Source organism: uncultured Pontibacter sp. (assembly GCF_947502515.1).
Classification (GTDB): domain Bacteria; phylum Bacteroidota; class Bacteroidia; order Cytophagales; family Hymenobacteraceae; genus Pontibacter.
This window is the reverse complement of the sequence record NZ_CANNAI010000001.1, coordinates 605,944-620,922: the sequence shown is the minus strand read 5'-3', so window position 1 is coordinate 620,922 and position 14,979 is coordinate 605,944. Positions and strand designations below refer to the sequence as shown.

Sequence of the window (14,979 nt, the reverse complement as noted above, 5' to 3'; positions counted from 1 at the left end):
ACATCAGATCAGATAGTTATGAAGAACAATCCTGAGCATCACCATCATCACCATGGGCCCAAAAAACAAGCTGAAAATCACGTAGAAGCAGCCAAAGAACACTTGGGGAAAAAAATGCTGCACGGCCACGAGCACGCCATGCACGAAGACACCGGCGGCCACCCGCCGCACGACGGGCATGACCACAGCGGCCACGGCGAGCACGGCCACGACCATCACCGCATGATGATCGTGGACTTCAAAAAGCGCTTCTGGTTTTCGCTCGCGCTGTCTGTACCTGTCATCATCCTGAGCCCCATGGTGCAGCACATTCTGGGCTTTACGCTGGATGTGCCCTACGGCATGTACATTGCTTTTGTGCTTTCCTCCATCATCTACTTTTATGGTGGCTGGCCTTTCCTGACGGGTCTGGTTGAGGAAGTGAAGAAAGGCGCACCGGGTATGATGACGTTGATCGGGGTGGCCATCACCGTAGCCTACCTCTACAGCACTGCCATCGTGTTCGGGCTAGAAGGAATGGACTTTTTCTGGGAGCTGGCCACCCTGATTGTGATCATGCTGCTCGGGCACTGGATCGAAATGAAGTCGGTGCTGGGCGCTTCCAAGGCATTGGAACTGCTAGTAAGCATGATGCCCGCCGAGGCGATGCTGATCAAGGATGGGGAAACGGTGCGCGTGCGAATCGAGGACCTGCAGAAGGGCGACTTAATTCTGGTGAAGCCTGGCGAGAAAGTGCCCGCCGATGGCGTGGTGGAAGAGGGTGAGAGTCACCTGAACGAAAGCATGCTCACCGGCGAGAGCAAACCGGTTAAAAAGACGATAGATGACAAAGTGATCGGAGGCTCTATCAACGGAAACGGGGCCCTGCGGGTGCGGGTGGAGTTTACCGGCAAAGAGAGTTACCTGAACAAGGTGATCAAGCTGGTGCAGGATGCCCAGAAGACGAAATCGGATACGCAGCGCCTGGCCGACCGTGCCGCCAAGTGGCTCACCTACATTGCCCTTTTCGCCGGCTTTGGCACGCTTGCCGTCTGGCTCCTACTGGGGCAGGAATTTGCCTTTGCCCTAGAGCGCATGGTGACGGTTATGGTGATTTCCTGCCCGCACGCATTGGGACTGGCCGTGCCGCTGGTGGTGGCGATCTCCACCGCTGTTTCCGCCAATAACGGCCTGCTTATCCGCAACCGCACCGCTTTCGAAAACTCCCGCCTCATCACCACTGTCATCTTCGACAAGACCGGCACCCTCACCCAGGGCTCACACGAAATCGCCGCTGTCGTGACCTTTGACAAGTCCGTGGACGAGCGGGAAATGCTGCGTCTGGCAGCCGGTGTGGAGCAGAACTCCGAGCACTTTATTGCGCAGGGCATCCTCCGAAGAGTGAAAGAAGAAGGTATAGCCGTGCCTCCCTCCCAGTCTTTCAACTACCTGCCCGGCAAAGGGCTGGAAGGTATGGTGGAGGGCCGGGATGTGAAGGTGGTGGGCCCCAACTACCTGAAGGAATTCAACATACAGGTACCGGCCAGCGAGGCCGAAGAAGGTGTGGAAACGGTGGTGTATGTGTTAATAGACGAGCGGCCTGTCGGGTACATCACCATGCGCGACCAGATACGGGAGGAATCGGCAGAGGCCATCCGCGTGCTAAAAGCGAACGGCATCAGGAACCTGCTGCTCACCGGTGATAACGAACGGGTAGCCAAAAGCGTGAGCGACAAACTGCAAATGGATGGTTACCTGGCCAATGTGCTGCCGCACCAGAAACAGGAGAAAGTGAAAGAACTGCAAAACCAGGGCGAGTTTGTGGCCATGACCGGCGACGGTGTGAACGACGCCCCTGCGCTGGCCCAGGCCGATGTAGGTATAGCCGTGGGCTCCGGCACTGACGTAGCCGCCGAAACAGCCGACATTATTCTGGTCAACAGCAACCCGCAGGACATCGCCTCGCTTATCCTGTTTGGCAAAGCCACTTACCGCAAAATGATCCAGAACCTGATCTGGGCCACAGGTTATAACGTCATCGCACTACCCCTGGCGGCTGGTGTACTTTATAACCAAGGCATCATGATATCGCCTGCCGTGGGCGCCGCCCTGATGAGCCTGAGTACGGTAATCGTGGCGATCAATGCGCAGTTGCTGCGCCGGCAATTAAAATACTGATTATTTTGTAGGATAAGAATAAGATAGAACTGATAGGCCTTCTGCATCAGCACATGCAGTATGTGAGCCCACCCCTTTCAAGGAGCAGTCCGGATGGCCGATGAATAACTAGCCAATAGCGTAGACAAGAAAATGAAAGAGATGGCTCACAAAACCAGCAGAAAAAGTGAGCAAAGTACCTACTCCATTCTCTTCAGGATCGCCTTCATTTCAGCAATTTCCTTTTCCTGCGACTCGATGATTTGCTCCGTTAGTTTCTTCACTTCCGGGTCTTTTATATTGGATTCCTGACTGACCAGAATGGCAGAGGAATGATGCGGGATCATAGACTTCAGGAACTGCTTGTCACCTACCAGCGATTGACTTCTGAGCAGTAGAAAGGTTCCTGCCATTACGGCCAGGCTTACCCCTACTATGATGCCATTCAGCTTTTTATCTTTGTACATAGAGGACATAAACCCCAGCATGACAAGCGCCATGGGAGCTATCATGAGCAAGGCCATATAAAGGCGGTTCAGGTTCAGGTATACATGGTCGAACTTGTCTGCATTCAGAAACATTACCCCGTACATGATGACAAATGAGACACCCAGCATGAGGAAGAATTTCTTATAATTTCCTTTTTCCATTTTATTGGTTTTTAGTTTAGTACTCGAAGCTAATGCTCGCTGAAAGGGCGGCTTTTAGTAGTATAGAAATACAGGTATTTATGTATTTTGGTTATTATTAAAAGTCAAAAAGCCGCTCTGACAGTCGTCAGAGCGGCTTTTTGAGATGACTTTCTTTTTTGTTTATACAGCAACCGGAATGCTTACTTTTAGCTTATCCCAGGTGATGACGATGGCCCCTTCTTCGTCAGTCTCCGATACAATCTGGTAGCGCAGACGCTCCTGTGGCTGTGCTGTTGCTTCCGGCTTTACTTTGATCCGCAGCACATCCTCTGCTTCGGAATAGTCATCGGCCAAGTGCTGTTCCCAGTTTTTGTTGATGATCACCGTCCACTCGTCCTTACCCGGAATGGTGAACAGGGCATACTTTCCTGCCGGTAATGTCTTCCCTCCTATGGTAATGTCTTTATCCGTGGTCAGGCTGGTGGCAGAGTGCGCACCTGTCACCCATACCTGATCATACGCTACCAGACCACCCCAGATAGTACGTCCGCGCACAGCAGGAGAATGGTAGTTGATCATAATGTGTGCGTTCCCGATCTGCCCGTGCACCTCTGCTTTCAGGCTGCCTTTCAGCGTGTCCGCCGCTGGCTGGTCCTGTATCACGACTGCTCCCTCGCTCACTTTCGGCGTATGTTCGGCATGTACTGCCTCCTGTTCCTGCTCGGCAGGAGCTTCCTGCTCCTGCGCTGGCTGGTTGCAGTAAGTAAGTGCGCCACAAAGTATAAGGGCATAAAGGGTTTTTGTAAGATTTCTGTTCATGCTGTTTAGCGGTATAGGTGGCTTTAAGGTATAGAGCGATTTTAATTCTTGTTCTGAATGAATCTTTAAAGCTACAAATTTTATGCACCTGATGATACTAGCATTCAGGTAAAAAAGCCTGGCTGTGATAGTACAAAGGTTAGTACTGTTGAAATGATTAAGATCCAGGAGCAGTGGTCCACAGAGCGTTTTAATTATACCTTAGATGTCGAACCAGAATAGAAACGCACATTTGTTTCCTGTGCTAACACAGCCTAATAAATAAATGTAAGCCCAGCGCCATACTTCATGTCGCTGTCGTAATGCGTTGATAGGGATATATACTTGGTTACAATGTATCGCAGGCCGGCCATGTATTCTTTATCGGTGTTCCCCATCAGGTTCAGGCGCAGGCGGCTTGTTAGTGGGACATCTTCGCGCCGCAACTGGAACCGCAGCTTACCCTTGGAGTCTATCCTCGCTTCTGACACGATCAGCATAGGCAAGGTATACTGCACCCCGGCCACGGCCACCTTCCGGTTATCTTGGTTGCTTAGCTGCCCGAACATGTTTTCCTCGGGCTCATTCTCTATACTATTGTAGTGATAGTCAAAGCCGACGAAGGGAAAGAGCCATTGCATTTTTCCAAAATAACGGCCAAAGTAGGTCTCGCTTTCAATACCATACTCCTTCTTAAAACCAATCCTCCATTCAGTGGAGATCTGGTACCGGGAGCTACCAAGTACAAACTCTCCGTCGCTGCCATTGCTCTCCAGCCCTACCATCGCTGAAGGCAGAAAAATCTTGTCTTCGCGGTTAAACATCTTTTGGGCCCGCTCAGGATCCGGAATCTCAGGATTGGGTGGTGAGTTTTGGTAGGTGAATACACGGCCCATGCCGGCAATCATGTGGTAGAGTATGTGGCAGTGGAAAAACCAGTCACCACTCTCCGAAGCTGCAAACTCAATCGTGTCTGTCTCCATCGGAAGTATGTCCAGTACATTTTTTAGAGGTGCATGTTTTCCGTGTTTGTTCAGTACCCGGAAATCGTGCCCGTGCAGGTGCATGGGGTGGCGCATCATGGAGTTGTTGAACATGATGATCTTCACATTCTCCCCTTTTTTGATCAGGATCCTGTCCGACTCTGACACCGTCTTGTTGTCCATCGTCCATACATAGCGGTTCATGTTGCCGGTAAGCTCAAAGCGCAATACTTTCTCCGGGCCGGGCTTCAGGGTTGTTTCTTCAGGAGCGCGCAACATGCCATAGTTCAGGGTGACCATCTCGTCCTTGCTGCCACTCATGTTCATGTTCTGCATATCGTATCCTTTCATATCATGGCCCTGGTGTGCGGTGGTGTCAACCTGCTGCTTCATCTGCATGCTTGTATCAGCAGCAGGTTTTGTCGCCCCTTCTCCGTGCATGCTGTGGTCCTGGGCTGCTGATTCCGGGTACATCACGCGGTTCATATCCATCTGCTGGTTGCTCATTTCCATGCCCATCGGCTCCATGTCCCCGTTCATCTTCATCATGTCGTTCATCATCTTCATGCCTTCAAAGTAGTTCAGCTTGCCTAGACGCTGTGCCTTCATTTTCATGCCCCTGCCCAGCCACAGCGAAGTGGTATTGGAGCGGTCTTCGGCAGTAGCCAGGAATTCGTACTGCATGCTCTCGGGTATGGTGACCAGCAAATCGTAGGTTTCGGCAGGCGCAATGATCAGGCGATCCACCTCCACTGGCTCCACATCGTTGCCATCGTTGCCCACCACCGTAATCTTACTACCAGAGTAGGTCAGCCAGAAGTAGGTGGAAGCACCGCCATTCACTACTCTGAGTTTGACTACATCCCCTGCCGTGAAATGGGTTTGCTCTGCAATATCCTGCCCATTGGTTAAAAACTTCTCATAGGCCACATCGCTCACATCCATTGCCGTCATCCGCTTCCACTCATTTTTAAGTTTGGTGCCAAAGTAGCCTTTCTTTATAGCCTCTGCATAGCCTTGGGTAGCACCTTTCCGGATCGCAAACCAGTCGTTGGCGCTCCGCAAGGAACGGTATACCTCTTTGGGGTTCATATCGGTCCAGTCGCTAAGCACGATCGGTATAGCCGGCATATCCGGTTCATTCACCTTGTTAAAGATCAGGGCACCGTACATGCCGCTTTGTTCCTGAAAGGCGCTGTGGCTGTGATACCAGTAAGTACCACTCTGGATGATCGGGAATTTGTAGAGGTAAGTGGAATGGGGCTTGATCGGCTGCTGGGTAAGCCAGGGAACACCATCGAACCGGTTGGGCAAAAACACGCCGTGCCAATGGATAGAAGTTTCCACATCCATCTCATTATGCACATAGATCTCGGCTGTATCACCCTGGGTAAAGGTTAAGGCAGGTGCCGGAATGCTCCCGTTTATAGCCACGGCTCTTCTGGTTTTTCCTGTGAAGTTGACCAAGGTATCCCGTACATACAGGTCATACCGAACGGTGCGAGGAGTATAGGTCTGTCCCGGGCTTTCTGGCTTGTGTCCTGCTTTGTGGATGGGCTTCTCTTTTTCCTCCGGGTTCTGTACAGGTGTGACTGGCTTTTGCTGTGTCGGCTGTGCATGTTGATGAGCAGGTTGAGCTTGTTTCTGAGCAGGCTGTGCTTGTTTCTGCTGTACACGTTGCTTTGCTGGGGCAGCAGGCTTGGCTTTAACAGCTTTTTTTTGTGGAGCCTGTTGCTGCTGTTGTTTTGCAGGGGCTTGTGGCTTTTTCTTTACCAGCGTCATACCGCACTTGGGGCATGTACCGGGTTTTGAGGTTTGCACTTCGGGGTGCATCGGGCAGGTGTAGATCTCAGTCTGCTGTTGCTGGGTTGGCTTATGCTGTTCGTGCTGTGCGAAAGTATACTGCCCAGTCCCGAGCAATAATACTAGTATCAAAAGTTTATACATTTTAAGCTGGTAAGGTAATTAAAGCGTTCTATACTATACCTGCGACACGCAATGCTTAAAGGTCTTTTATCCACTTCTAAGCTAGTGCTGCTAATTTATATCTCTGTTTACATGAAACAGCTTCATAGGTTGGATTAGCCTCTTTTAGTACCTGGATAATTGGTGGTGGCTGACCAACAGATTTAGCTGAGTTTCTTCTTGCTAACATATCCCGGTGGCATTGTCATTTAGTACATATTTAGTAATTGTTAACGCAGTCAGACATGGTCTCTTTAATGGACTGCGGGTGACATTGTGACTCCACCTCTGCTTCCTTTTCCAGATTCATCCATGTACCCTTAGCAAACTTATAGGCCAAGACCCCTGCACGGGTCACAATGTCAATACCAATGGCGATCCAGACACCAATAAGGCCCCAGCCCAGGGTGATTCCAAGATAGTAGACCAGAACGGTGCGGATGGCCCACATACCAGCCGCCGTCAGGTACATGGGGAACTTCGTATTATTAGCGGCTTGGTACGCGCCTGTAAGCGTTAAAAGGGCTGCCAGGAAAGGCTGAAACGCACCCGAAACCTTCAGGGCGTCCCCTATCTTAGAGATTACCTCCGGGTCTTCGGAGAACAGACTGCCAGCCCACTCTCCCAGGAAAAAGAGCAGTAAGCCCAGCACACCCATGATGCCTACAGCCATCCAGGCCCCTATTTTTGTGAAGGAAATCGCCTCCTCTATTCTTCCTGCACCTATCTGCTGTCCTGCCAGTATAGTAACTGCTGTGGCAAAGCCATAACCTGCCATATAGGAGATTACCTCCACATTACCGGCAATCTGATGGGCGGCGAAGACGTTGGTTCCCAGCGAAACGATGAACCCGAAGTAGACGATCTGCCCTGCCCGCATGATGAGCACCTCCCCGGCCGCAGGGCTGCCTAATGTAGCAAGCTCCTTCTGATGGCCCCAGTCTACCGACCAGAAGTCCTTCCGGAAGGCCAGCACCTCCGACCGCTGGATGTAGTAGACCAGCAGTAAGGTCCCAAGTACACGGGAAGCAACTGTAGCCAAAGCAGCACCTGTCACTCCCATTTCAGGAAAAATCCAGAAACCAAAAATAAGAGCATACCCCAAGAGCGCATGGAAGATGTTGATGAGAATGCTGACTTTCATGGGTGCCCGTGTGTTACCCGAGCCCCGTAAATTGGCACTAAGCGCAAACATGAGCGACATGAACACGGAAGGAATACCCACAACCCGGAAATAGTTCTCTCCAATATCCAGCACCTGCTCTTCCAGCCCCATGAGCGTGAGCAGGGGGCGTGCAAAAAACAATGTTACGATACCTGTCAGAATGCCGAAAAGGATGGAGAGTATGATGGCCTGCTGCGCTATATGCCGAGCCCTTTCTACCTGTTTCGCTCCCAGGGCATTTGCCACCCTTACGTTTGCTGCCACCCCGATAGCCATAAAGACGGCAAAATAGATAGCCAGTATGGCGTTGGTGGCCCCTATGGCAGAAACTTCGGCTAAGCCTATCTTTGAGACAAAATAGACATCCACAAAGCCAATAAATGTCTGAAAGAAGTTCTCTACTACTGCTGGAAAAGCAAGGAGCAGGACAATCTTCATTTTATCACGAAGAGTGACAGCAATTGGTATATCTACACGCTCTTTATTAACTTCCATTGGTAATATTGCGGTGTGCTGCTTTTAGTGATGGTGCCCATGATGTCCTTGGCTCGGAAGCTCAGCTACTTGCACGACATAGTCCAGGGTATATAGTAGCCCGTTCAGCAGGAATTGAATCCACACCCGGTATAGCCCACTGGCTGTAAAAGCGGAGTGCAGCACCAGCACATCCTCGTGCACCATGGGATGGACATGCAGGTATTCTTTTGTATCCACATTGATCATGACCACATGTGCCTTAGCACCCAGAAAATCACCTAATGAAGAGGCTGCTATGGCAGCCTCCCCCTGTTTCATAGTAACGCGTATGGCATTTAGCTCCCGCACATCCAGTTGAACGCTCACATTGTCAACCGTTTTACTGAGCACATCCTGCTGGTAGCGCTGCACGTTCCTGCTGTCACCGGCAACCTCCACCGATTTTCGGATAACAGCCGGTGCCGTATTCAGGGGCTTTACATCGCAGTAAAGCAGGAATTTGCCCCCAAAGGGAAATATGAAGTCAACAGAGTATTCCTTGCCTGCCTTTTCCGGGTGCTCGTGGGCAAAGAAAGAAAGGTCTTCTGATACTATGATGAGGTGAATGTCTTTGGTATGTACTTCTTCCAGTACAAGGGGAACACCGGCGGCCTCCTGGTTAACAGGTGTGAGAAGTAGTTTAACCTTTTCCTGTGCGCTTATAGCGGAAGGCTGAGAGCTTATTAAAACGTCAAACATCAATTAAGTTATTTAATTGTTATGCCTTGTGCCCTAGAGGAATTCATAGATCCACTACAGCCTCAGAGCTATACGCTACATAAGTGACCACATACCTCTCCAATATGGAAGGATATACCGTGTGCAGGCCGGCTTGATGCAGCCTACTAGTTACAAGCTGCTGCACATACTGCTTAAGCCTTTATCAAGGCACTGTGTCCATACTTAATGCTTCCATAAGTCTTATGAAAGCGTGCTTGGTTATACCTTTCCGTAAACCCATCTGTTTTATATATTCATGAGTTGTTTTTACATAATGTGGCTTTTATCAAAAGCTCAAGGACTTCTAAAACAGGCAACATCTGCCCTGACAGTGATTCCAAGCCTAAACTTACCGGGCTTCATGAATCTGCCACCCCTATGTTTTTAACTCCCTATTTGTTATTGCGTTTAGAAGAACGTGCTAACAATTCTATGTACTTTATGAACATTCTGTATCCCTTCCTGGGAGCTCTTTTTTATACTTTAATCGCACTGGACATCATCAAGACCACCTTTTCTTCAAGCGGAGGCGGCCGGATTACGGAATTGGTATCCAGAGCGGTATGGAAGATTTTCTTCTTAGTTTCGGGTAAGAATGGGAAATCCAAATTACTTGAGTATGCGGGGCCGTCTATACTTACCTGCACGCTTATGACTTGGGTTCTTGGTCTTTGGGCAGGTCTGTTCCTGCTGTTACTTTCTGATCCAGACTCTGTTGTAAACAGCACTACTTTATCCAGTGCCAGCCCCTTAGAGAAGCTCTACTATGCCGGTTTTACACTTTCCACTTTGGGAGTAGGAGATTATAAGGCATCAAATGATGTGTGGCGGATCATTACGAGTGTCACAGCTTTCTCTGGCTTAGCTTTCATAACTGCTTCCCTCACCTATTTTGTACAGGTGTTATCTGCCGTAGGCTTGCAGAGCAAGCTCAGTCTTTACATTAACAGCATGGGTAAAACGCCACAGCAGATACTGGCAAACAGTTGGAATGGGAAAGACTTTTCCTCCTTTTTCGATAATGTGTCAGACATATGCCAGATGCTAATGCAGCATACGGTGAACCACCACTCCTTTCCTGTAATTCATTACTTTCATAACAGCCAAGCACAGTTGTCTGTTGCGCCCGCCGTTGTGCTGCTGGATGAGGCATATCAGCTCCTGGAGCAAGCCGTTTCGCAGGATGTTAAAAGGAGTGAAGTGAAAATGGTGATGCTCCAAACGGCTCTGGATTCTTATCTGGAAATGGTAAAAGAAGGTTTCCTCAAGAACACTTCACCCCAGGAAGATGCCCCTACACCTGATCTTTGGCAACTGGAGGAGAAAGGAGTTCCGCTTAAAAAGAGGGAAGAAGTTGAACTAACTTTCAAACAGACCCTGAAGGACCGCCGGAGACTGCTATCTTCCCTTTTGGAAATGGACGGCTGGCCCTGGAAGGAAGTGTATCAATCGTAAGTCGAGCACTTTCACAACCTTGTGTAAGATTTTAGATTTTAGATGGAGGTGCACTATTATTTATCTCTGCTTGGCTGAATTTAGGTTCCCGGATTAATTTAACACTAGTATCTCTTTCTATCAGCTGGGGTTTTACTAAAATCATTTTAGTGTATGCCTGGTTTTAAATGGTAAGCACTCCTAACAGTTTCTGCTATCGGCTTTACAAGTCCTTGCCACCGATGCCTATAACCCGGATGATTTCAGCTTTGAATCCTGCTTCCTGCTCCACATTTTCAATCCTTTGGGGATCAAGATCTGTACCGGAGACACTTAAAATATTTTCTGTGCTTCCAGTTTCCAGCTTCCACCTGCTGATACTTTCTTCTTTGTCCGGGTAAGGCGCTACCCTGGATATAGCTTCCTCATTCTCCACATTGGTTTTGAACTTGATTACTTCCATAGCAACATGTGTTTTTGCTTAAAATGAACGCGACAGTTTACACCAGGTTGTGCAACGGCTACGCTTTACGGCCTGTATGTATTCATCAGGCATGTTCGCTTACCTGCCTTCAAGCGGAATCTTTCCAAAAATTCTCTTATCTTACAGTATACTTTGTCTTAAACTTGTAAAGAATGAGGGCACCATTACAGCTTCTAACGTTTGTCTTGTTTCTGATTTTAAATACCTCCTGTAGCAAAACAGAACAAGAAACGACAAACACCCTGCTCCTGGCAGGTCGTCAGCCACAGATCGCAGTAGATACAAAAGGGAATACCAGGGTAGTGTATGGCTTGGAAGACAGAATTTATTGCGTCACGTCCAAAGATAACGGACAAACCTTCTCAGAACCTCTACTGGTGGGGCAGCTGAAGGGCTTGTACCTGGGCATGTCCATGGGGCCTCAGATTGCCAGCTCCATGAATTACTCGGTGGTAACCGCCATAGATAAGCAGGGTAATATCCATACCTACAGTCTGGACCATGATACAAATAAGTGGATAAAGGCAGCTGGTGTGAATGACATACCGGGCTCAGTGCCAGAAGGCCTGATGAGTATCGCCTCCGATGAACAAGACACCTTCTATGCTGTGTGGCTGGATGTAAGAAACACCAAACAAAACAAGATCGTGTTTGCCTCCACTACAGGAAACGCCGCCGCATGGTCAGAAAACAAGATAGTATACGTATCGCCAGACAGCACCGTGTGCGAATGCTGTAAGCCAAGTATAGATGTGGAAGGCAAACAGGTAATCCTGATGTTCAGAAACTGGGTAGATGGCTCCAGAGATTTTTACCTGACCAAATCAACTGACAACGGACAACACTTTTCTCAGCCACAGAAACTAGGGAATGGCACCTGGGAACTGGAAGGATGTCCCATGGACGGCGGGGGCATTCTACTGGATAGTAAGAATACGATTCACACTTCCTGGCAACGGGAAGGGAATATCTTCTATGCAAAGCCTGGCCAACAGGAAGTGCAAATTGGCAGAGGCCGGAACTGCCGCATCAGCGGAAAAACAAATCCGGTTATTGCCTGGAAAGATGGTTCAGATCTAAAACTAAAATTCCTGAATGCAGATACGGAAACTGTGGTAGGGAAAGGCAGCTATATTGAAACTGCTGAAATGCCGGATAAAAAAACGCTTTGTGTCTGGGAAGATGAAAACAAGATCCATTTCAGGAAAATATAACAGTAAAAACTTAACAGGTCTAAACTATTCTTTGGTTGTAAAATAGTCCACCTTATTATCAAACGAAGCCGCCCCTCGGTAAAGAGGCGGCTTCGTTTTTATACATGCATCACCAAGAATAAGATCCGGCCATGGATACAGTATAAGATTTACCTCATTCTGGTTAGGATTGCCTTCATTTCTGCTATTTCTTTTTCCTGAGATTCTATGATCTGCTCCGTTAGCCTCTTCACTTCGGGATCTTTTATGTTTGCTTCCTGGCTTACCAGAATGGCTGAAGAGTGATGCGGAATCATGGATTTTAGAAACTGTTTATCATCCACTAAGGCCTGTTTCCTTAGCATGAACAGTGAGCCGGCAAAAGCTACTACACCAACAGCTACAATGATACTTCAGCTTCTTATTTGTATACATTCCCGACATAAACCCTAACATAACAAGCGCCATAGGCGCCACCATCAATAGGGCCATGTACAGCCTGTTCAGGTTCAGGTACACATGATCAAACTTATCGGCATTCAAATACATCACCCCGTACATGATCACAAACGATACGGCTAGCATCAACAAAAACTTCATATAATTTCCCTTTTCCATTTTTTTTAACTGTTAAAGTATAATTGTTTGCCTATAAGTCTTTTCAAGTAAGCAACGTTGCTTCTTGTTCAGGTATATCCATATGGCTATACTCAGGTTCATCTATAAATTCATAAAGCCACTCCAACAGCTGTCGGAGTGGCTTTATGAATAAAAATATGCTTCTTGGCTACACCTAAATAGCAACGGGTACTGTTACTTTCAACTTGTCCCAGCTTATGTTAATGGCTCCTTTGCTATCAGCCTCTGACACGATCTGGTAACGAAGTCGCTCCTGTGGCTGCGCTGCTGCTTCAGGTTTTACGGTAACGCGCAATACGTCTTCCTTCTCCGTGTAATCGTCGGTCAGGTGCTGCTCCCAGTTTTTGTTGATGATGATAGTCCACTCCTCCTTTCCAGGAATGGTGAACAAGGCATACTTGCCTGCTGGCAGTAGCTTTTCTTCTATGGTGATATCTTTATCCGTTGTCAGGCTGGTGGCTGAGTGCGCTCCTGTCACCCATACCTGGTCGTAAGCTACCAGGCCGCCCCAGATGTTGCGTCCGCGCACGGCTGGTGAATGGTAATTGATGGTCAGGTGCGCATTGCCTACCATACCATGGGCTTCTGCTTTCAGACTGCCTCTTAATGTATCAGGTTCCGGTTGATCCTGTATAATGACAGCGCCTTCGCTCATTTTAGGGGTATGATTGGCGTGCTGTGTTTCTTCTGCTGGTACTTCCAGTTCTTTAGCGGTTTGATTGCAATAGGACAGGGAGGCGCAAAATATAAGAGCAAAAAAGCTGTTTGTAATTTTGGGGTTCATGGTGTAAGGGTTGTAGTATGGGTATTAAACCGGCTTTGACAAGGTAAGCAATACCTATTGTTTGATGTAAATGAAGGCTAAAACTACAAATTTTATACTCCGGATGAAACGGCATTTAACTAAAGAGCCCGGCTGACGTTTCCAGTAGCCGGGCTTGTAAATCTTAAGTCAGATCATGCTGACTTACTACATGTTATGGTGCTTGGTCGGTATACCGTGCTCATTTAAGAATGCGGCTAGCTCCATTATTTCCTGCGCTTGCTCTTCAATGATCATTTCAGCCTCCTCCAAGGCCATTTCATCATCCCCCCACTTCAATTCTGTGTTTGACATGGCAAGGGCTCCTTCGTGATGACAGATCATCAGCTGGGCAAAATCAACATCCGGATCAGGTGTGTCCATTACAGAACGCATGCAGTGCATCATAGCCATCATGTCCTCTCGCATCTCCATCATAAACATCTTGCACTCCTCCTTCGAGAGTGGTTCCGCCCCTGGATGCGATGCCAGCAATGCTTCAAGACGTACTTTACTTTCCATGTTGCCTATCTTCGTTTTCTCGGCCAGTTCCAGTGCCTCGGGCTCATGCCCATACTGGAGTTCCAGGTCGGCCATTTTAATACCCATTTCGTGGTGCATGATCATCATGTTGGCAAAATCAATGTCGGGGTCGCAGGTCATCTCCATCTGGTTCATCATCTTCATCATGGAGTTGATGATCTGCTGCATTTCCTTGTCAAATGCTTTGTCGCCCCCCAGTAAGGACCTTTCGTCGCTTTCTCTGCGCTGGTACTTAACGGGCTAACAACATCTTGGTCATTTTCGCAGCTGCTGAACACAAAGACGGCAATTAGCATAAGAGCAAAGCTTCTGATACTGATAAAATTTTTTTCATAGATTATGTGGTTAAAAAATGTGACCAAAATTCACTTACTAAGCCTCTTAATTTTATGGGGACTTCTATCGGTGCACTGTAATTCACGTCCACGCCAAAAAACACCCTGACCGCTCTAGCAGGTATAGAACAATCAGGGTGTTTCTTAGGTCTTGCATTTGACCAACTTGTAATAACAACTACGCCTGCTGGCAAGCCTGCTCGCAACGACGGCAAGCCTCAGCGCACATACGGCAGTGCTCCATGTGCGAATGCTTTTCACATTCCGCACCGCACTCGCGACACACTCTGGCGCACAGGTCCAGCACGTCTCGCTTCATAGTCGAATCACGGGATACATAATCCAGCGCCATTTTACAGATAGCGGCACAGTCCAGATCGAGGCGGATACAGCGCTCCATCATTTTCACATCGTCTTCCTGCAGACAGGAGACAGCACAGTAGTTACAGGCTGCGGCACATTCTGCCAACACTGAAACTAGTTCTCTATTCATCGTTATGTTCATAGTTTGTTTTGTTTGGTTATAAGTCCTTAGTTATACCCATCCCTTACCGTGATAGTTTTATACATTCCCAGCTGATTTTTATATAATTATGAATACCCCTTGTTGGTTGCCTGAGCAATACAGTGTTTT

The 14,979-nt window shown here is 48.3% G+C and carries 13 protein-coding genes; 3 read left to right on the top strand and 10 right to left on the bottom strand.

Annotated features, from left to right (window positions below; translation table 11 throughout):
• The first annotated feature begins 18 nt into the window (after positions 1–18).
• Positions 19–2,157 (top strand): copper-translocating P-type ATPase, encoded by a 2,139-nt coding sequence (locus tag Q1A54_RS02965; protein ID WP_196114266.1) that lies wholly within the window; start codon positions 19–21, stop codon positions 2,155–2,157.
• Between the two features lie 179 nt (positions 2,158–2,336).
• On the opposite strand, the gene Q1A54_RS02960 is transcribed toward Q1A54_RS02965, so the two are convergent.
• From Q1A54_RS02960 to Q1A54_RS02940, 5 genes are all read right to left on the bottom strand, one after another.
• Positions 2,337–2,786: a DUF305 domain-containing protein gene (locus tag Q1A54_RS02960; protein WP_188501697.1), complete on the bottom strand. Its 450-nt coding sequence runs from the start codon at positions 2,784–2,786 to the stop codon at positions 2,337–2,339.
• Between the two features lie 162 nt (positions 2,787–2,948).
• Entirely contained in the window at positions 2,949–3,587 is a 639-nt protein-coding gene (locus tag Q1A54_RS02955) for a DUF2911 domain-containing protein (protein WP_188501696.1), read from the bottom strand.
• 254 nt (positions 3,588–3,841) lie between these two features.
• Complete coding sequence (locus Q1A54_RS02950) at positions 3,842–6,484, bottom strand: multicopper oxidase domain-containing protein (RefSeq protein ID WP_230391908.1); 2,643 nt, start codon at positions 6,482–6,484, stop codon at positions 3,842–3,844.
• Positions 6,485–6,734: 250 nt separating this feature from the next.
• Positions 6,735–8,174, bottom strand: coding sequence for an MATE family efflux transporter (locus Q1A54_RS02945; RefSeq protein ID WP_188501695.1), 1,440 nt, complete (start codon positions 8,172–8,174; stop codon positions 6,735–6,737).
• Between the two features lie 24 nt (positions 8,175–8,198).
• On the bottom strand, positions 8,199–8,894 hold the full coding sequence (locus tag Q1A54_RS02940; protein ID WP_137761703.1) for a hypothetical protein: 696 nt from the start codon (positions 8,892–8,894) through the stop codon (positions 8,199–8,201).
• A gap of 297 nt (positions 8,895–9,191) precedes the next feature.
• On the opposite strand from Q1A54_RS02940, the gene Q1A54_RS02935 reads away from it, so the two are divergent.
• Complete coding sequence (locus Q1A54_RS02935; protein WP_299984931.1) at positions 9,192–10,370, top strand: potassium channel family protein; 1,179 nt, start codon at positions 9,192–9,194, stop codon at positions 10,368–10,370.
• Between the two features lie 202 nt (positions 10,371–10,572).
• On the opposite strand, the gene Q1A54_RS02930 is transcribed toward Q1A54_RS02935, so the two are convergent.
• Positions 10,573–10,812, bottom strand: a complete 240-nt coding sequence (locus Q1A54_RS02930; RefSeq protein ID WP_116541393.1) for a copper chaperone — start codon at positions 10,810–10,812, stop codon at positions 10,573–10,575.
• Between the two features lie 206 nt (positions 10,813–11,018).
• Here Q1A54_RS02930 and Q1A54_RS02925 point away from each other — a divergent pair, with 206 nt between their 5' ends.
• Positions 11,019–12,047 (top strand): hypothetical protein, encoded by a 1,029-nt coding sequence (locus tag Q1A54_RS02925; RefSeq protein ID WP_230391907.1) that lies wholly within the window; start codon positions 11,019–11,021, stop codon positions 12,045–12,047.
• 149 nt (positions 12,048–12,196) lie between these two features.
• Here the strand turns inward: Q1A54_RS02925 and Q1A54_RS20330 are convergent, their stop codons facing one another.
• The 4 genes from Q1A54_RS20330 to Q1A54_RS02905 all read right to left on the bottom strand — a co-directional run bounded on the left by Q1A54_RS20330 (position 12,197) and on the right by Q1A54_RS02905 (position 14,838).
• Complete coding sequence (locus Q1A54_RS20330) at positions 12,197–12,343, bottom strand: DUF305 domain-containing protein (RefSeq protein WP_366915787.1); 147 nt, start codon at positions 12,341–12,343, stop codon at positions 12,197–12,199.
• A gap of 476 nt (positions 12,344–12,819) precedes the next feature.
• Positions 12,820–13,449 carry a DUF2911 domain-containing protein gene (locus Q1A54_RS02915; protein WP_116541394.1) on the bottom strand — a complete coding sequence of 210 codons (630 nt, stop codon included), beginning with the start codon at positions 13,447–13,449 and terminating at the stop codon, positions 12,820–12,822.
• A gap of 186 nt (positions 13,450–13,635) precedes the next feature.
• Positions 13,636–14,208, bottom strand: a complete 573-nt coding sequence (locus Q1A54_RS02910) for a DUF305 domain-containing protein (protein ID WP_366915786.1) — start codon at positions 14,206–14,208, stop codon at positions 13,636–13,638.
• Between the two features lie 315 nt (positions 14,209–14,523).
• The gene (locus tag Q1A54_RS02905) at positions 14,524–14,838 is read right to left on the bottom strand and encodes a four-helix bundle copper-binding protein (protein ID WP_229733913.1); all 315 of its coding nucleotides are present in this window, start codon (positions 14,836–14,838) and stop codon (positions 14,524–14,526) included.
• Positions 14,839–14,979: the final 141 nt, after the last annotated feature.

Coding starts and splice junctions, on each gene's coding strand:
- Q1A54_RS02965 (WP_196114266.1), top strand. CDS start 19: ATGAAGAACAATCCTGAGCATCACCATCATCACCATGGGCCCAAAAAA.
- Q1A54_RS02960 (WP_188501697.1), bottom strand. CDS start 2,786: ATGGAAAAAGGAAATTATAAGAAATTCTTCCTCATGCTGGGTGTCTCA.
- Q1A54_RS02955 (WP_188501696.1), bottom strand. CDS start 3,587: ATGAACAGAAATCTTACAAAAACCCTTTATGCCCTTATACTTTGTGGC.
- Q1A54_RS02945 (WP_188501695.1), bottom strand. CDS start 8,174: ATGGAAGTTAATAAAGAGCGTGTAGATATACCAATTGCTGTCACTCTT.
- Q1A54_RS02940 (WP_137761703.1), bottom strand. CDS start 8,894: ATGTTTGACGTTTTAATAAGCTCTCAGCCTTCCGCTATAAGCGCACAG.
- Q1A54_RS02930 (WP_116541393.1), bottom strand. CDS start 10,812: ATGGAAGTAATCAAGTTCAAAACCAATGTGGAGAATGAGGAAGCTATA.
- Q1A54_RS20330 (WP_366915787.1), bottom strand. CDS start 12,343: ATGATTCCGCATCACTCTTCAGCCATTCTGGTAAGCCAGGAAGCAAAC.
- Q1A54_RS02915 (WP_116541394.1), bottom strand. CDS start 13,449: ATGAACCCCAAAATTACAAACAGCTTTTTTGCTCTTATATTTTGCGCC.
- Q1A54_RS02905 (WP_229733913.1), bottom strand. CDS start 14,838: ATGAATAGAGAACTAGTTTCAGTGTTGGCAGAATGTGCCGCAGCCTGT.